Annotated in this window: 20 protein-coding genes and 1 tRNA gene; 17 read left to right on the top strand and 4 right to left on the bottom strand. The window is 33.8% G+C overall.

What is annotated here, in order from left to right:
- Window positions 1-98: 98 nt before the first annotated feature.
- The 17 genes from EV143_RS18270 (at window position 99) to EV143_RS18190 (ending at window position 16439) form a co-directional block, all read left to right on the top strand.
- Window positions 99-1670 (top strand): glycoside hydrolase family 10 protein, encoded by a 1572-nt coding sequence (locus tag EV143_RS18270; protein ID WP_133509382.1) that lies wholly within the window; start codon window positions 99-101, stop codon window positions 1668-1670.
- Complete coding sequence (locus tag EV143_RS18265) at window positions 1657-2982, top strand: MFS transporter (RefSeq protein ID WP_133509381.1); 1326 nt, start codon at window positions 1657-1659, stop codon at window positions 2980-2982. Before EV143_RS18270 ends, EV143_RS18265 begins: the two co-directional genes overlap by 14 nt.
- 22 nt (window positions 2983-3004) lie before the next feature.
- On the top strand, window positions 3005-3346 hold the full coding sequence (locus EV143_RS18260) for a tetratricopeptide repeat protein (protein ID WP_133509380.1): 342 nt from the start codon (window positions 3005-3007) through the stop codon (window positions 3344-3346).
- Window positions 3347-3481: 135 nt separating this feature from the next.
- Window positions 3482-3931 carry a GNAT family N-acetyltransferase gene (locus EV143_RS18255; protein ID WP_133509379.1) on the top strand — a complete coding sequence of 150 codons (450 nt, stop codon included), beginning with the start codon at window positions 3482-3484 and terminating at the stop codon, window positions 3929-3931.
- Between the two features lie 2 nt (window positions 3932-3933).
- The gene (locus tag EV143_RS18250) at window positions 3934-5547 is read left to right on the top strand and encodes a glycoside hydrolase family 3 protein (protein ID WP_133509378.1); all 1614 of its coding nucleotides are present in this window, start codon (window positions 3934-3936) and stop codon (window positions 5545-5547) included.
- 134 nt (window positions 5548-5681) lie between these two features.
- Window positions 5682-6320: a peroxiredoxin gene (locus EV143_RS18245; protein ID WP_133509377.1), complete on the top strand. Its 639-nt coding sequence runs from the start codon at window positions 5682-5684 to the stop codon at window positions 6318-6320.
- A gap of 173 nt (window positions 6321-6493) precedes the next feature.
- Window positions 6494-6802 carry a thioredoxin family protein gene (locus EV143_RS18240; RefSeq protein ID WP_133509376.1) on the top strand — a complete coding sequence of 103 codons (309 nt, stop codon included), beginning with the start codon at window positions 6494-6496 and terminating at the stop codon, window positions 6800-6802.
- A gap of 106 nt (window positions 6803-6908) precedes the next feature.
- Window positions 6909-7166 carry a DUF6952 family protein gene (locus EV143_RS18235; RefSeq protein ID WP_017495510.1) on the top strand — a complete coding sequence of 86 codons (258 nt, stop codon included), beginning with the start codon at window positions 6909-6911 and terminating at the stop codon, window positions 7164-7166.
- 380 nt (window positions 7167-7546) lie between these two features.
- Window positions 7547-8044: a thiol peroxidase gene (tpx, locus tag EV143_RS18230; protein ID WP_133509375.1), complete on the top strand. Its 498-nt coding sequence runs from the start codon at window positions 7547-7549 to the stop codon at window positions 8042-8044.
- Between the two features lie 18 nt (window positions 8045-8062).
- Entirely contained in the window at window positions 8063-8437 is a 375-nt protein-coding gene (locus EV143_RS18225; RefSeq protein ID WP_133509374.1) for a diacylglycerol kinase family protein, read from the top strand.
- Window positions 8438-8455: 18 nt separating this feature from the next.
- Window positions 8456-10906, top strand: a complete 2451-nt coding sequence (locus tag EV143_RS18220; protein WP_133509373.1) for a DNA translocase FtsK — start codon at window positions 8456-8458, stop codon at window positions 10904-10906.
- Between the two features lie 7 nt (window positions 10907-10913).
- On the top strand, window positions 10914-11603 hold the full coding sequence (locus EV143_RS18215; protein WP_243739910.1) for a LolA family protein: 690 nt from the start codon (window positions 10914-10916) through the stop codon (window positions 11601-11603).
- Window positions 11604-11610: 7 nt separating this feature from the next.
- Complete coding sequence (locus EV143_RS18210; protein ID WP_133509371.1) at window positions 11611-13065, top strand: LptF/LptG family permease; 1455 nt, start codon at window positions 11611-11613, stop codon at window positions 13063-13065.
- A gap of 2 nt (window positions 13066-13067) precedes the next feature.
- The gene (gene ribB / locus EV143_RS18205; protein ID WP_166638185.1) at window positions 13068-14198 is read left to right on the top strand and encodes a 3,4-dihydroxy-2-butanone-4-phosphate synthase; all 1131 of its coding nucleotides are present in this window, start codon (window positions 13068-13070) and stop codon (window positions 14196-14198) included.
- A gap of 4 nt (window positions 14199-14202) precedes the next feature.
- On the top strand, window positions 14203-14592 hold the full coding sequence (locus EV143_RS18200) for an acyl-CoA thioesterase (protein WP_133509369.1): 390 nt from the start codon (window positions 14203-14205) through the stop codon (window positions 14590-14592).
- A 160-nt stretch (window positions 14593-14752) separates the two neighbouring features.
- Window positions 14753-14837: transfer RNA gene (locus EV143_RS18195), tRNA-Ser, on the top strand.
- 291 nt (window positions 14838-15128) lie between these two features.
- A complete protein-coding gene (locus tag EV143_RS18190) occupies window positions 15129-16439 on the top strand; it encodes a site-specific integrase (RefSeq protein WP_133509368.1) in 1311 nt (436 codons plus the stop codon).
- A gap of 45 nt (window positions 16440-16484) precedes the next feature.
- Here the strand turns inward: EV143_RS18190 and EV143_RS18185 are convergent, their stop codons facing one another.
- Genes EV143_RS18185 through EV143_RS18170 form a run of 4 tightly spaced genes read right to left on the bottom strand, consistent with a single transcriptional unit; the run spans window position 16485 to window position 18429 of the window.
- Complete coding sequence (locus EV143_RS18185; protein ID WP_243739909.1) at window positions 16485-16802, bottom strand: hypothetical protein; 318 nt, start codon at window positions 16800-16802, stop codon at window positions 16485-16487.
- Window positions 16789-17064, bottom strand: a complete 276-nt coding sequence (locus tag EV143_RS18180) for a MerR family transcriptional regulator (RefSeq protein WP_133509367.1) — start codon at window positions 17062-17064, stop codon at window positions 16789-16791. The genes EV143_RS18185 and EV143_RS18180 overlap by 14 nt, the downstream gene beginning before the upstream one ends.
- Before the next feature lie 19 nt (window positions 17065-17083).
- Window positions 17084-17365: a hypothetical protein gene (locus EV143_RS18175; RefSeq protein WP_133509366.1), complete on the bottom strand. Its 282-nt coding sequence runs from the start codon at window positions 17363-17365 to the stop codon at window positions 17084-17086.
- Window positions 17366-17397: 32 nt separating this feature from the next.
- Window positions 17398-18429 carry a hypothetical protein gene (locus tag EV143_RS18170; RefSeq protein WP_133509365.1) on the bottom strand — a complete coding sequence of 344 codons (1032 nt, stop codon included), beginning with the start codon at window positions 18427-18429 and terminating at the stop codon, window positions 17398-17400.
- Window positions 18430-18437: the final 8 nt, after the last annotated feature.

Raw genomic sequence — 18437 nt, 5'->3', positions numbered from 1 at the left:
TGAAAATCAAACAAATAACGTTTAAATTATAATTTCTGAATTATTTATTATACTCAGCTAAAAAAACTATTTTTGATTTCTGTTTAAAAAAGATTAAAATGCATAAAAATCAGCACCTAATATACTCTCTTCTATTTTTACTAACCTTTGTATGGAATGCCAATTCACAGGAAAAAGTGACGCATCCTAAAAACGAATTTAGAGGTGTATGGATTGCAACCGTTGTTAATATAGATTGGCCTAAAACAGCCATCGACGGTGTCGAAAAAGAAAAAGCTGATTTTATCGAGATTTTAGATACCTATAAAAAACTAAATTATAACGCTGTAATTGTTCAGATTAGAAGTGTTGGTGATGCTTTTTATCCGTCAGAACTGGCTCCGTGGTCGCGTTTTTTAACCGGTAAAGAAGGTCAGCCGCCAGCTCCGTATTATGATGCTTTGGCGTGGATGATTGAGCAGGCACATTTGAGAGGTTTTGAATTTCATGCCTGGATGAATCCGTACCGTGCAACTTTCGATTTAAATAAAAATCTTTTAAGCCCAACTCACGATGTTTTCAAACATCCGGAATGGATGCTCGAATACGGCGGAAAATATTACTACGATCCTGCATTGCCTGAAGTTCAGGCACATTTAACTAAAGTCGTAAAAGAAGTGGTTGATAAATATGATATCGACGCCATTCATTTTGATGATTATTTTTACCCATACGCCGTTCCCGGAAAAGTTTTTAACGATAACGCTTCTTTCAAAAAATTCGGATCTGGTTTAACACTTGCTGATTGGCGCCGTGCCAATGTGAGCAATTTTGTGCACACGATTTCTACCACCATAAAAGAAAGCAAACCCTGGGTTCAATTCGGAATTAGTCCGTTTGGAGTTTGGCGAAACAAATCGGTAGACCCGAAAGGTTCAGAAACCCAATCTACTGCTAATTATGATGATTTATTTGCCGATCCTGTTTTATGGATGGACCAAAAATGGATCGATTATATTATGCCACAATTGTATTGGAGCATGAATAATCCGAGAGCTTCTTATTCTAAACTGGTAAAATGGTGGTCTGAAAATTCTAATAATACTGCACTTTATATTGGTCACGCTTCGTATAAAATCAGAGCTGATGGTGATAAAAGCTGGAACTATGCCAGTGAAATTCCAAACCAGATTGATTATGCGAGAAGTTTCAAAAAAGTGGGTGGAAGTGCTTATTTCAGTGCTAAATGGTTTACTAATAAAAACTTTGACATCGTACGTCTTTTAGAAGAAAATCAATATAAATATCCTGCGCTTCCGCCGGCTGTTCCTAATCTAAAACGTATTGTAATTGATATTCCAACCGTAAATGAATTTGCAAAAGACAGCTTGCTTTATACGTTCACGATTAAATCACCACTTAATACAAAGGTACGCTATATGGTAGTTTACGGAGCAGATCATATTTCAAGAGTCAATACAAATGATGCTACTCAAATTGTTGAAAAAATAAATGTGCATGAAATCGACGGTCTCATTACGTTTTCTATTCCTGCCGAAAAAATGAATCAGTTTAAAGCTTGTGCTGTAACTTTTATTGATTATTTTGCGAACGAAAGTACACCAACTACGATCGATTTAAAAAAGACATTTAAAATATATACACCCGCGCAACCGAATGAAGAAAGATAATACACCGTGGTTTTGGATTCCGTTACTAAATTTTGCCTCTGGTTTACCTTATGCAATAATCATCTCTGTCTCGGTTTTGATGTATAAGAAATTAGGAATTGATAATAAATCTGTTGGCGTTTATACAAGTCTTTTTTATTTACCTTGGGTTATTAAACCTTTATGGAGTCCTTTTATTGATCTACACGGTACTAAAAGAAAATGGTTTTTATCCATGCAGTTAATCATTTCTCTAGCCTTTTTAATTATTGGTTTTACAATTCCTTTAAATAATTTTTTAATTTTAAGCCTTGCGTTATTTTCTATTGCAGCATTTGCTTCTGCTTCAAATGATGTAGCAACAGATGGTTATTATTTATTAACGTTAAAACCAGAAGAACAATCTTTTTTCTTAGGCATTAGAAGCACATTTTATAAATTAGCAGGGCTTACAGGAAGTGGCCTCATGGTCCTTTTTGCAGGTCATTTAGAAAACAAATACAATGACAACGCGAAAGCTTGGTCTTATACCATGATTTTCGTTGGTTTAATAATGGCTTTCGTTACAATATATAATTTTTTTGCTACTCCAAAAACAGAAGAAAATAGTATCATAAGTAAAAATTCAATTGAGCACAAAAGTTTTACTGAAGTTTTTGCAACTTTTTTTAAAAAGAAACAAATCGGATTGGTTTTAGCTTTTATTCTTGTTTTTCGTTTGGGAGAATCTCAATTGCTAAAAATGTTAAATCCTTTTTTAGTTGATCCTGAAAATGTTGGAGGAATGGGTTTGCAAACTGAAGACGTTGGGATTATTTATGGAACATTAGGAATTACAGCATTGACTATTGGCGGAATTCTGGCCGGAATTGCTATCTCAAAATATGGACTTACTAAATGTATGCTTCCAATGTTTTTAGCTATGCATCTTCCAATTCTTGGATTTGTTGGATTAGCACATTTCCAGCCAGTGGAATTTTTTCATTTTTATTTAAACTTATATTTCTTTGAATTCGATTCTAATCTTAATCTTTATACTTCTATTGTAGTAATAATAGAACAATTTGGTTACGGTTTTGGATTTACGGGCTTTATGATGTTTCTAATTCATGTAGCCGAAGGAGAATCAAAAACATCGCATTATTCACTTGCAACCGGATTTATGGCATTAGGAATGATGCTTCCGGGAATGTTGAGCGGTTACATTCAGGATTATTTGGGTTATCAAAACTTCTTTATATGGGTTTTTATAGCTACAATTCCTGGAATTATTTTATCACGTTTTTTAATTTTCCCGAAAGATTTTGGGAAAAAATCTCAAGAAGAAGTTTAACCCCAAATCAAACATCTTACCTATGGAAATCAATGAAAATTTGCAGGCCGAACGCAACCTGAAAGGAGCTGAGTTCGAGAAAACCGGAGAATTTGAAAAAGCAATTGAGTTGTATGAAGAAAATGTCGCAGAAAGCTTTAAAGGAAATCATCCTTACGATCGTTTAGCTACGATCTACAAAAACCAAAATGATATCGACAACGAGATCAGAGTTTTAGAAAAAGCAATTATTGTTTTTGAAGAAATTACTATCGAAGACCGAATTGAAGGATTACCTAAACTCTTTCGATTTAAAAACCGATTAGAAAAGGCAATTGAAACCAAAAAACAATTAGCAAAACAAAAAAAGGCAAAATTAAAGTAACTAAATTTAAAAATTAAGCTTAATTTTCTTTTACGATTGAGAGATTAAAGTAATTTAAGCCAATCTTTATAAACTTAATATCTTAATGGTAAAAAAGGCAACTTGCTTTTACTTTACTAATTTTTTTTTTGAATTATGAGTAATTTAAAACGAACCAATTCTGACGATGTCGATTTTATAAATTTAGTCACTTTATTAGACCTGGATTTAAAAATCAGAGACGGAGAAGAACACACCTTTTATAATCAGTTTAATAAAATTGATAAAATAAAGCATGTGATTGTTTTTTATGACAACGATGTTGCCTTGGGTTGTGGCGCTTTTCGGGAAAAAGAAAGTGATTCGGTAGAAATTAAACGCATGTATGTGCATCCGGATCATCGAAAAAAAGGAATTGCCTCTCAGGTTTTAGCAGCACTCGAACTTTGGGCAGCTGAACTAAATTATCCTTACACGGTTTTAGAAACCGGAAAAAAACAGCCTGAAGCCATCGCTTTATATGAGAAATCAGGTTATGAAATAATTCCGAATTATCCGCCTTATGAAAACGTTGAAAACAGTGTTTGCATGAAAAAGACTTTATAATAATGAAAATGACAGCTGAAGCATTAAAACAAAAAGTGGGACAATTCTTTTTTCCTGCCGTTTTTATAAACGATACCGAAGAAAACATTCAGGAAACCGAACGTTTAATTAGAGAACACAACATTGGCGGATTGACTTTTTTTCATAGTCGTGCGAGCGCTGCAACGAATTATGAAAGCAAGAAAAAAGTTGTTTTTAATGACGATAGTTATCAAAAAATAAAAGACTTAATTGTTCGCTACCAAAAAGCCGCTTCTACTCCACTTCTAATCAGTATTGATGCTGAATGGGGTTTGGCAATGCGCATCGAAAAAACACCGCAATATCCTTACGCTATTACACTTGGCGCTTTGCCTGAAAACAAAGCTGATTTGGTTTTTGAAGTTGGAAAACAAATTGGTTCAGACTTAAAAGCAGCAGGAATTCATTATAATTTATCGCCTTTGGCAGACATCAACAACAACCCGAATAATCCGGTTATTGGGTATCGTTCTTTTGGTGAAAACAAAGAAAAAGTCGCTGATTTTGCGGTTGAATATTTAAATGGAATGTCGGAAGTTGGAGTTTTAGGCTGTCTGAAACACTTTCCAGGACACGGAAATACGAATATTGATTCACATTTGGGACTTCCGGTTTTAAATGAAACGCTGGAAGAATTATTAGAAAACGAATTATATCCGTTTATAAAAGGAATTGAAAATAATGTCGATTCGATTATGATTGGACATTTGGCAGTTCCGAGTTTGAACGATGGAAAAAATACATCGGCTACTTTATCAAAACCTATTATCGAAACGCTTTTACGCGAAAAATTAGGTTATGATGGATTAGTAATTTCTGATGCCTTAAACATGCACAGCGTTTCTAAATTATACGAAACAAAAGGCGAACTGGAATGGGAAGCTTTTAACGCTGGAAATGATATTTTATGCTTCGCCGAAAATGTTCCGGAAGGAATTGAGGCTATCCTTAAAAAAGCTTCACCAGAGCGAATTGAAAAAAGTTTCAACCGAATTTTGAAAGCGAAACAAAAAGTTGGAATTTTGTCCGGAAATAAATTTACTTCCGGTGAATTAAATTTCGAAAAAGCATCAGCCTTAAATCTGGAAATTGCTCAAAACGCCATTACAAAAATTATTGATAATTCGAATTCTGAATTAGCTTTTGAAGCTCAAAAGAATAAACAATTAGCGAAGTTAAGTTTGTATAAAAATGTTGAGAATACTTTTTTCAAAACATTAAATTCAACTTTAAAATCTCCTGAATTTGCTTTTGAAAATTTAGAAGTTTCAGATATCAAATCAATTGAAAAAGAACTCGAAAATTTCGACACCATAATCATTTCATTATTTGTTCCGAAAGCAAAACCTTTAAACAATTTTGAAGTTCAGGATGAAGTTTTTACTTTACTTTCAAATTTATTAAAAACGAAGAAATGTATTCTTTACGTCTTCGGAAATCCTTACGTTTTGCCTTTAATTCCAAATCTCAGAAAGGCTTCTGGCTTGATTCAAGCGTATCAGGATTTTGATGAGTTCCAAAAAATTACGGGAATTCAATTTCTTGAAAACAGTAAATGCCACGGAACGTTACCCGTAAATATTGACATTCAATAACTTACACTTTTATCATTTCTCATCATAACAAAAAGTTATCATTAAATAAATATTAATAATTACATCTTATTGTAAGAAGCATTACTTATACCTTACTTTTGCATCAAATAAATTTTTAATTAAAAACGAAAAATATGTCTTTAGTAGGAAAAAAATTCCCAAGTATTGCAGTAGATGCTATCTCAGAAATGGGTGATAACTTAAAAATTAACATTTTTGAAGAAGCAGTAAACAACAACAAAAAAGTATTATTGTTTTGGTACCCAAAAGATTTCACTTTTGTATGTCCAACTGAATTACACGCCTTTCAAGCTGCATTACCAGAATTTGAAAAAAGAAATACTATCGTAATCGGAGCTTCATGCGACACAAACGAAGTACACTTTGCTTGGTTAAACACTCCAAAAAACAACGGTGGAATCGAGGGTGTAACTTACCCAATCCTTGCTGATACAAACCGTAACTTAGCGAACATTTTAGGTATCCTTGATATCGAATCTACTACTTACAGCGAAGAAACTGATTCAGTTGTTATCGAAGGTTCAAATGTAACTTACAGAGCTACTTACCTTATTGACGAAACTGGAAAAATCTTCCACGAAAGTGTAAATGATATGCCATTAGGACGTAACGTAAACGAATACCTAAGAATGGTTGATGCTTACACACACATTCAGGAAAAAGGTGAAGTTTGTCCTGCAAACTGGGAAGCTGGAAAAGAAGCAATGTCTGCAGACAGAATTAGTACTGCTGAGTACTTGAGCGCAAACTAATTTTTTTATAAGTTTCTAAGATACTAAGGTGCTAAGGTTCTAAGATTTATTCTTAAAAACCTTAGCATCTTAAAATCTCACTTGCTAAAAATATCAAAGAGGACTTATGCTAAATGGCTCAAAAACTTAGAACCTTAGCATCTCAGAACCTCAGAACCTCAAAAAACAAAACTATGTTAATCGACTTAAACGAAGATACGTTAGCAGATTTAGTTGCTAAAAACGAAAAAGTAGTAGTACAATATTCAGCTTCATGGTGTGGAAATTGCCGTATTATGAAACCAAAATTCAAAAAATTAGCGACAGAAAATGAAGCTATCACTTTTGTTTTGGTTGATGCTGAAAATTCTCCGGAATCAAGAAAATTAGCCAATGTAAGCAACTTGCCTACTTTTGCAACTTTTTTAAACGGACAATTAGTTGGCGAAACTCAAACCAACAAACAAGAAGTTTTAATCGACCTGGTAAACGTAATCGCTTAATTTTAGATTGTTAGACTTGCTTAGATTTTTAGACCACTTACATGTTGTTTAATTTTAAGAAAGTCTAAGAAGTCTAAGAATGTCTAAAAATCTAAGAAGTCTAAATATGAAATTACCCGTAATAAAGCAATTGACCCAATTTATCGAAGAAAACGATCAGGATTATATCATTGAAACGATTGAAGTTCTTGAGGCAATGACTGAAATTCCTTCTCTAAAAGATGAAGAATTAGATGTAATTGGCGAATTGATTTCAAATATGTATGGTGCGCTTGAAGTACACAAAATGGTAGTTCAGGGCACAGATAAAAAAGAAGCTCTAAATGCGTTTATGAAACGTGTATTAGGATCTATCGATAAATAAATCGACCTCTTTTCAGAGAAAAAACAAAAAACATGACTAATAAAGCGTTTCTGAAAAGAAGCGCTTTTTTTTGTTTCCAAATTTACCCAATCTTTGTCATCCTGACGGAGGAAGGATCACACTCGTAATTCTACAAAGATTGGCGATTTTCTTTGCGGAGTTTCTAGTGTGATTTCTCCTCTGTCGAAATGACAAGCATTAGAGCCATTGTTACGAAACCTTTGTTAAAATTTGAAACTTTGACAAAGGTACAACCACACGTAAAGGCAATTAATTTTGTATGACAAAACCTCATCTTAATGTATACTTAAACCCGCAACAAATTCTTTTAGATTCAAATATTAATCCTTACTTTTGAACCTCATAAAAAAACAAATATCATGGCTTCAATAACATTAGGCGGAAATCCTATTCATACTTCAGGAGAATTACCATCAGTAGGTTCACAACTGGCTGATTTCAAATTAATCCAAAATGATTTATCAGTAGCTTCATTGAGCAGCTTTGCTGGTAAAAAATTGGTTTTAAATATTTTTCCAAGTGTTGATACAGGAACTTGTGCTACTTCTGTTAGAAAATTTAATGAAAGTGCAGGTAATTTAGAAAATACTACTGTTTTATGTATTTCAAGAGATTTACCATTCGCTCAAAAACGTTTTTGTGGAGCTGAGGGATTAGAAAATGTGGTAAACTTATCTGATTTTCAAGAGGGCGCATTTGGTAAAACAAATGGTTTAGAAATCCTTGACGGACCGTTAGCAGGTTTACATTCAAGAGCAATTATTGTTGTTGATGAAAACGGAAAAATCACACATACGGAACAAGTTGCTGAAATTGCAAACGAACCAAATTACGAGGCTGCTCTAGCGGCACTTTAATACAATAATACCCTTTAAATGGAGTTTCAAAAAGATAATACCTTTGTTACGGGCCGATTAAAAAGCATGACGTATGCTTTTAATGGAGCTGTAAAACTTATTAGAACTGAACACAGCATTATGGTACAATTCTCATTGGGAATTTTCATGACCATTGCCGGGTTCTATTTTCATATTTCGCAAACCGAATGGCTTTGTCAAACATTAGCAATTGGTTTAGTTTTAAGTGTTGAAGGATTGAATACAGCTGTAGAAAAAATCGCTGATTTTATTCATCCGGATTACAGTAGACGAATCGGCTTTATTAAAGATATTGCTGCAGGAGCGGTATTTTTTGCCGCAATGACAGCAATAGCAATAGGTTTGATCATTTATATTCCAAAATTTGTATAGGCAATACTAAACCCAAGAATGGCAAAAACAACCAAAAAAGAAACTGTAAATAAAAAAACCGAACCAAAAGCTGAGAATTTAAGATCTTGGAGACCTACTAAACAACAACGTTTTGTTTTAGGATGTCTTTTGGTACTATTTTCTATTGCATTATTAGTTGCATTTATTTCTTTTTACGTCAACGGACAATGGCAATTAGATCAAAGCGCTGTTAGTCAGCTTGATGATCGCTCTGAAGTTGTGCAAAACTGGCTCGGAAAATTCGGGGCTTTTGTTGCCGATTTGATTGTATATCGAGGTTTCGGAATAGCTTCTTTTATTTTGGTACGTTTATTTTTCCTTACAGGAATGTTTTTAGCTTTGGAATTATCGCTGAGAAAACTAAAAAATATTTGGTTCTGGGATTTGTTTGCCATTATTATCCTTTCTGTTTTATTTGGATTTTTTGCCACTTCAGCTCCTGAATTAGGCGGAACAATTGGTTATGAACTAAATTTATTTTCTCAGGATTATATCGGAAAAACAGGAACTTTGCTTTCCTTGCTTTTTGGATTAATCGTGTATTTAATTTTCAAAATAAAATTATCTCCGGAAAAAATTCAATCGTATTTTGATTCAACTAAAAAAGAATTTAAATCAGAACTAAATTCATTAAACCAGCCGAAACAGCCGGAAAGTGCTTATAATTTAGAAGAATTTGCTATTGTGGAACAAGAACCCGAAATAGACAACATTCATTTAAAAACAGAAGATACTCAATTCGAAATCAACAAAGAAGCTTTAAAACCAACAATTTCAAATTCATCAGAAATTGATTTAAATCCGATTTTAAAGCCAATGCAAATGGATATAAATCCGGTGACAGTAAATCCTGTGCATACGGAAGAATTTGTTATTGAAAAATCGGAAGAAGAAGATATTATCGAAGAAAATCTGGCTTCGAGATTAGTGGCTGATTTTGGATTATTTGATCCGACTTTAGATTTATCTAATTATAAATTCCCAACGATCGATTTATTAAAAGAATATTCGACTGGAGGAATCACTATTAATCAGGAAGAATTAGAAGAAAATAAAAACAAAATTGTAGATACGCTTCGCAACTACAAAATTGAGATTGCACAGATTAAGGCAACCGTTGGTCCATCGGTAACTTTGTATGAAATTGTACCGGAAGCCGGAATCAGAATTTCTAAAATTAAGAGTTTAGAAGACGATATTGCTTTGTCATTATCTGCTTTAGGAATTCGTATTATTGCGCCAATTCCAGGAAAAGGAACTATTGGTATCGAGGTTCCGAACAAGAATCCAACTATGGTTTCGATGAAAAGCGTTATTGGTTCTGCTAAATTTCAGGAAGCTGAAATGGAATTGCCAATTGCTTTAGGAAAAACCATTTCGAATGAAACTTTTGTTGTTGATTTAGCCAAAATGCCTCACTTACTAATGGCGGGTGCTACAGGACAAGGAAAATCTGTTGGATTAAATGCGGTTTTAACTTCTCTTTTATACAAAAAACATCCGGCCGAAGTAAAATTTGTTTTGGTCGATCCTAAAAAAGTTGAGTTAACCTTATTTAATAAAATTGAAAGACATTATTTAGCCAAACTTCCAGATGCGGGAGATGCTATTATTACAGATAATGCAAAAGTAGTTAATACTTTGAACTCACTTTGTGTTGAAATGGATAACCGTTATTCATTATTGAAAGATGCAATGGTTCGTAATATTAAAGAATACAACGATAAATTTAAAGCACGAAAATTAAATCCAGAAGCCGGACACCGATTTCTACCTTACATTATTTTGGTTGTTGATGAGTTTGCCGATTTGATTATGACTGCCGGAAAAGAAGTCGAAATTCCGATTGCGCGTTTGGCTCAATTGGCACGTGCTATTGGTATTCACTTGATTATCGCAACACAAAGACCTTCTGTAAACGTTATTACAGGTTTGATTAAAGCGAATTTCCCTGCGAGAATTGCCTTTAGGGTAACTTCTAAAATTGACTCGAGAACAATTCTTGACACACAAGGAGCCGACCAGTTAATTGGACGTGGAGATTTATTATACACAAACGGAAATGATGTGGTTCGTGTTCAATGTGCTTTCATCGACACTCCTGAGGTTGAAAAAATTACCGATTTTATTGGTTCACAAAAGGCATATGCCACGGCTTATTTGCTTCCGGAGTTTGTTGGAGAAGAAACTGGCATCAATCTTGATATGGATATTTCTGACAGAGACACTTTATTTAGAGAAGCTGCAGAGATTATTGTCAATGCGCAACAAGGTTCGGCCTCTTTACTGCAAAGAAAATTAAAATTAGGATACAACAGAGCCGGTCGTTTGATCGATCAGCTGGAAGCAGCAGGAATTGTTGGTCCGTTTGAAGGCAGTAAAGCGCGTAGTGTGAACATTTCTGATTTAAGTGCTCTTGATCAATTTTTTAATAATGAACAAAATTAACCCCATCATGAAAAAAATTCAAGAAATCAACATCAATTCTATCGCAAACAGAAGTAAAAAATGTTTTCAAATAGCAGTTTTATTTCTTTTGAGCTTTGGTTCTATTCAGGCTCAGGATAAAAAAGCTAAGGATTTATTGAACGAAGTAACAGCTAAAATCAAAAGCTACAATAATATTTCTATTGACTTTAAATATTCTTTGAACAATGCTAAAGAAAACATCAATCAGGACAGCAAAGGAAATGTAGTCATGAAAGGCAATCAATATGTATTGAATTTCATGGGCGTTACCAAAATATTTGACGGACAAAAAACCTATACGATCAATCCTGAAGACGAAGAGGTTACTATTTCTAAAGTAAATGAAAAAGACGATAATGCTATTACGCCTTCAAAAATGCTTACTTTCTTTAATTCCGGATACAAATACAACATGGATATTGTTCAAAATGTAAAAGGAAGAAAAATTCAGTACATAAAATTAGCACCTACAAATACAAAAGATCAAAGAAAAGAGATTCTTTTAGGTATTGATGTTCAGACAAAACACATCTATAATTTGATTGAAACAGGAAAAAATGGAACAAAAACCACTTTGACCGTTAATTCTTTTAAAACCAATCAACCTTTATCAAAAAATCAATTTACCTTTGTTGCGAGCAAATATCCAAAATATTACATCAACAAACTAGATTAAACCAAGGTTGAAAATTTTAGACAAATACTTACTAAAAACATTCCTGATTACGTTTACTACGGTATTCGTAATCCTTTTTTTTATATTTATACTTCAAACTGTTTGGCTTTTTATCTCTGAACTTGCAGGTAAAGACCTTGATTTGTTGTTGATTGTAAAATTCCTTTTATTCTCAATGCCCCGAATAATTCCGTTGGTTTTACCGCTATCGGTTTTATTGGCATCTATTATGACTTTTGGAAATCTAGCTGAAAATTATGAATTCGCAGCCATGAAATCGTCCGGAATATCATTACAAAGAGCCATGCGGGTTTTAATCATTTTTATATTCGTTTTGAGTATTGTTGCATTTTGGTTCGCCAATAATGTGATTCCATATGCAGAATATAAATTTGTAAATTTCCGAAAAAACATTGCTCAGGCTAAACCTGCAATGGCAATTGCCGAAGGTCAGTTTAACGATGTTGGAACTTACAACATTAAAGTAAACAAAAAATCAGGCGAAAACGGAAATATTTTAACCGGAGTTACGATTCATGAAAAAGCAAATAATTATGGTGAAAACAAAACCGTAATCAAAGCTAAAAATGGCGAATTGATCAGTAATGAAAAATCGAGTATTTTAAAACTTGTTTTAAACGACGGATATTACTATCAGGACGTTACTCCAAAAAAATACGAAGATCGTTCTAAACTACCTTTTATAAAAAGTGAGTTTAAAAAGCAGATTATCAACATTGATTTATCTGAATTAAACAAGGTTGACGAAGATAAAGAAAACGTTGGGAGCACTAACGGGATGCTGAATGTAAACGAATTGCGTTATACATTAGATTCTTTAAATAAAAATTTCAACAATGAAATCATTTCTTTTTCAGAAAATATAAACCAACGAGTAGGAATTAAAGCCGCTCCAAAAGTTTTAAAAACAGACAAAAAGAAAAAATCGTTACCGAACAATCTTTTATCTCCTTATACAAATAAGCAAAAGTCAGATATCTTAAAAATGGCTAGCAGCACTGTTACCAGTAATATTTATTCTATAGAATCTACTCAAAAGGATTTAAAAGAAAAACAAAGAGACATCAACAAACATCTCACTGCATTATACGAGAAATTCGTGATTGCTTTTGCGTGTTTTCTGATGTTTTTTATTGGTGCTCCACTAGGCGCCATTATTAGAAAAGGCGGACTTGGATTGCCAATTGTGTTTGCGGTTTTAATTTTTATTACTTTTCACTTTATCAATACTTTCGGAAAAAGGCTGTCTCAGGAAGGCGGTATGACTCCTTTTATGGGATCATGGATGTCTTCTTTTATATTACTGCCTCTTGCGGTTTTATTAACCTATCGTGCCACAAACGACAATGGATTAATTAATTTTGATGCCATTACAACTCCAATATCACAACTATTTCAAAAAATTTCCGAGCGATTTTCACCCGCTCAAAACAAAGAATAATTATGTCAACAAAAATACAACTCAACACCATTGAAGAAGCTATAGAAGATATTCGTCAAGGTAAAGTTATCATTGTAGTCGATGATGAAGATCGTGAAAATGAAGGTGATTTTTTGGCTGCAGCCGAAAAAGTAACTCCTGAAATGATCAACTTTATGGCTACGCACGGACGCGGATTAATTTGTGCCCCATTAACAGAAAGCCGTTGTAAAGAATTGGATCTAAGACCAATGGTTACGAATAATACAGATCATATGGAAACTGCCTTTACCGTTTCTGTAGATTTAAAAGGACATGGAGTAACGACAGGAATTTCGGCATCAGACAGATACAAAACAGTTTTAGCATTAACAGACTCAAATATTAAACCACATGAACTAGCAAGACCTGGACATATTTTTCCATTGGTAGCCAAACAAGGTGGTGTATTAAGAAGAACCGGACATACTGAAGCTGCAATTGATTTTGCAAGACTGGCTGGTTTTAAATCCGCTGGTGTTATTTGCGAAATATTGAATGAGGACGGAACGATGTCTCGCTTGCCTGAACTTGTAAAAGTGGCTAAGAAATTTGATTTAAAATTAGTTTCTATCGAGGATTTAGTAGCGTACAGAATGCAACACGATAGCTTAATCGTTAAAAAAGAAGATTTCGATATCGAAACCCGTTTTGGAACTTTTAGATTAAGAGCTTACGAGCAAACAACAAACAAACAGATTCATATTGCGCTAACGAAAGGAACATGGAATCTTGGTGAAGCAATTTTAACGAGAATTCACTCTTCGCAGGTAAACAATGATTTGTTAGGAACATTAACTAACAATGCCGAACAACAATTAGACGACATGTTTAAGGTTATTAATGAAAACGGGAAAGGTGCTGTTATTTTTATTAATCAGGATATGCAGGCTGTTAATTTATTAAACAGAATTTCTGAGCTTAAAACGTTACAGGCGGGAGGAACAATGAAAGCGCCAAAAGTTATTATTGATAGTAAAGATTACGGAATTGGGGCTCAAATTTTGCATGATATTGATATTTCTAAAATTAGATTGGTTTCAAATACCGAACAAACAAAACGTGTTGGAATGATTGGATACGGATTAGAGATTACTGAATATGTAGGTTACTAAATATATGGGAACATTAGAAGAAAGAATTATAAAATCTGAGACGCGTATTTTTAAAGCGGTTTTTCCGAGTACAACTAATCATTATGATACTTTATTTGGAGGAACTGCGCTTCATCTCATGGACGAAGTTGCTTTTATTTGTGCGACAAGATTCAGCAGAAAGAAAGTGGTAACGATTTCAACAGGTCAAATCGACTTTAAAAAAGCAATTCCGGCCGGTACTTTAATCGAATTAGTGGCTAAAGTTGTGAATGTTGGGAGAACGAGCTGTAAAATTCACGTTGATATTTTCATGGAACAAATGTATTCAGAGCTTCGGGAAACTGTAGTTTCAGGAACTTTTTCGTTTGTTGCAGTTGACGAAAACAAGAAACCAATGCCGATTTTAGACTAATTGCATTATTTAACGTAAAAATGTTCTTTTAGTAAATACTGATTACTAGATACTTGAAAATTAATTTAAAATAATCCGTAAAAAAGCTTAAAAAAAGTTTTTATAATCGAAAAAGCATACTATATTTGCACTCGCAATCAGCAAATGATCGCAACATACTGGAGAAATGGCAGAGCGGTCGAATGCGGCAGTCTTGAAAACTGTTGACTGTAACAGGTCCGGGGGTTCGAATCCCTCTTTCTCCGCGAAGGTCCGAAAACAAAGGAATCTTAAGATTTTCAAAGTTTTCAAAAAAGCCTAAAAAAAGCGGCAAACCCTGCAAATCCAACGATTTGCAGGGTTTTTTCTTTTATACCGTTTTTCAATATTTACAAAATCGTACAAAATCTTTGTGGCACATTCGTGGCACACTTGGAAATTTCGAAAATGTGCCACAAAATTTCATCTTAAGTCCCGATATCAAAGGGGTTAAGCACGTTTACATCTTGTTTAAATGAGGTTATAATTCTACATTTACTAATCTAATAAGTTGAATTATGCTAGAGAACAGCTTTGGGTTGATATTCTTTTTGAAAGCATCCCACAATGAGAGTAACATTAGAATCGTTTATTTCAGGATAACCGTTGACGGAATCCCGAAAGAAGCATCCACAAGACGGAAATGGGACAGCGAGCGCTGGAACCAGAAAACCGAGAGAGCAACAGGTACAAAAGAAGACGCAAAATCCCTGAACTTTTTTCTGGATTCACTCGCTATGAAGATCCATGAAATCAAATCAGAAATTATGTACACCGGAAAACCCATAACTTCCCAAAAGATTATGGATCATGTTATGGGAAGAATGATACCCAGAGCCAAGGTGCTGGAAGAATTTCAAAAACACAATGATGAATTGAAAGCCCTGATTGGCAACGGATATACAGAAGCCACATTGGAAAGATTCAATATTACTAAAAATCACTTAACGGCTTTCATTAAATCTAAATACAATAACAGTGATATTGAATTTGCTGACTTAAATTTTGAATTCATAAAAGACTTTGAATTCTATCTTCGTACAGTAAGGAAATGTGCAAATAATACCACACTTAAATATATTTCCAATTTCAAGAAAATTGTAATACGAGCCATCGATAAAGAAATCATAATTAAAGATCCATTTAAGAATTTTAAAGGGAAGAAAACTAAAATTGTAAAGAAGCCTATTTCTGCAAAAGAATTAGCTGAACTGGAAAGACGCCAATTTTCAATTGAAAGACTCAATACTGTCCGTGATATTTTTGTTTTCCAGTGCTACACAGGACTTGCTTACATTGATGCTTTTCAACTACAAAAAGCGGACATAAAAGATGGCGTTGACGGAAATCAATGGATTTTATCCGAAAGACAGAAAACAAATTCTACGGCAAGAATTCCGCTTCTTCCAAAGGCTATCAAAATTCTTGAAAAATACAAAGACCATCCGGTCTGTCTTAAGCGTGGAACTGTACTACCCGTTTCTTCTAATCAGAAAATGAATGAATACCTAAAGGAAATTGCTGCATTATGCGGTTTTCCTTTCACCCTTAATACACACATGGCGCGGAGAACTTTCGGAAGCACGGTAACATTAAACAATAATGTCCCCATCAACGTAGTAAAGGAAATGCTTGGACATTCTTCAGTCAAGCAAACTGAATCTTATGCTATAACAGAACAAGCCACCATAGGACGCGAAATGACACTGCTGAATAAAAAACTAAACCCTGAAAAAACTGAAATGTCACAGGAAGATCTAACGGCACTAATCAGACTGGAGAATGAATTAGAATTAATTAAAGAGAAATATAAGATACCATCCTCTTAGAATATAATCTCTAAAATAATTTGATATAAAAAGAAAGAGGTTATCTCAATTATGAGATAACCTCTTTTGATATAATTCAACTTCACTTCTATAACCCGGATGGTAAGAAGGCATATACTTAATATAGCCCAAATCCTGAAGCTGTTTCAAATATTTATGATAAGTGGGCAATGTATTGATATGTGACAATAACATGAGCTTGCGACGGCTGACTTTAATTCTCTGCCTCTCTCCCTGCCTGTATGCCAAAGTTAGAATTGCTGTTAAAATAGCCAAATGCCAAACGTTGAGCTGCGGATCATCCATATAAATAGATAAGCAATCTATGACTTGGTGTTCAGTTATCTTATTAATTTGACTCATCTTTGAAAAGTTTTAGCAGATCTTCTTTATTGTAGTAGTACGAGCCAAGAACCTTTTTAAATCGGACTTTCTGTGTCATTCGAAGATTTTGAACCGAACCTGCAGAAATATCAAGCAGTTTCCTGACAGCTTTACTTTTTAACCATTGGGGTTCCAACGATTCTTTTTGTTGAGAATTCTTTTCTTTAAATATCATTTGTATTTTATCCAGTAATAGAAGACCAAACTGCCTTAGATCTTCCTTTGTAACAATTTCTTCCATAACATCTCTATTTATGATTCTAAATGAAATAAATGCTGCTCCTTCTATTTTTATTTTTCGTTGGAACATAAAAAAGGTATCCGTATTCATGCAATTCACGCATGCACTTATGATAGGTCTTAGGTGACATTATTTTAGCAATCTTTTGAATTTCGATGCTGTAGGCCTGAATTGGATTTACCATTCCCTTTTCCATCCAGAACTGAACAAGAGCAGCAAAAATTGCAATATGAGTACTTCCAATCCTGAAATCTTTTTCAATTGACTCAAAAAATACCGATAAAAGTTTTAAGCTTTCCATTACTTTCCTTTTAAATACTTTTACTTTTACCCTTACCTGTGGTGATTTTTAGGGGCTGTGATTCCACTTTGTTTCTTTGCAGATTTACAACTCCGTTCTTTACGGTGTCCTCTGCAGCGCCTAACGTCATTTTTTTTTAAACTTTCATTATAAATATTTACAGATTTGTACTGGGGATTTGCCTCAATAAATACTTTTTGCTCTACGCCATCCTTTAATAGTACTGCTTCTTCCCTCCTGCCCTCTTTGAGTGAAATAATTAGTGAAGTAAATTCTAACTGATCCGAAATCTTTAATGGCAGCTGCGATAATGCTTTTTCGATATTATATCCATAGTTTTCAGGAAACTCTTTTATTCGGTAACTACTATCGGCATCTTTATCATTAAGATCGAATTGTTTCCAAGTCCCATCAGTGAGCACTGCCCTTCCTGACAATAAATCATAAGACTGCTTTGCATTAAAAATACTTACGTCATCAGCAGAAAAATAGTGCTGCCTGTTTTCACTCGGCTTTGATTTATCATGAAGACTGGTTCTAAAACCTTCAAAATGATAATACCCCAGTTCATCTTTTTTAAATTGAAGAGCGTGATCAATTCTCTCTTTTTCATTAAGATAATAAGAAACTGGAACAGTAAATTTCGTCTGCCCCAGTCTCATATAACGTTCTACTTTATTAAGAGCATCATTAAATCCAGCCTGTTTCAGCTTAACTTCAAGAGATCGATTGCTTTTTAATTCATCGCTGATGAGAATTTTGGCGTTTACTTTTTCTAAGATTAGTAAATTCATCAGTTTGTAAAAAATCTGCCCGAATGTACTGGGGTAAACCAGCTTTATTAAATTACTCCGTTCATTTTTGATTATCTGCAGAGCAGAACGTTCTTCAAAGTGATTGTTCTTTCTATACTTTACCAGCATATTTTCACACCATTTCAATTTCTCTTTCAAAAGAGACTTCTCAATTAAGGGACTTGACTTAAACAATTTTCTAAGTCTCTCTTCTTTGGAATTCCATTCTAAAGCTTCAGTCTCAATTCTATTGACATGGTGAAAATCCATAACCATTA

It is taken from the genome of Flavobacterium chryseum (genome assembly GCF_004362015.1).
Lineage (GTDB): Bacteria > Bacteroidota > Bacteroidia > Flavobacteriales > Flavobacteriaceae > Flavobacterium.
Note: the sequence above shows the minus strand (reverse complement) of the source record. Positions and strands in the feature narration are given on the sequence as shown.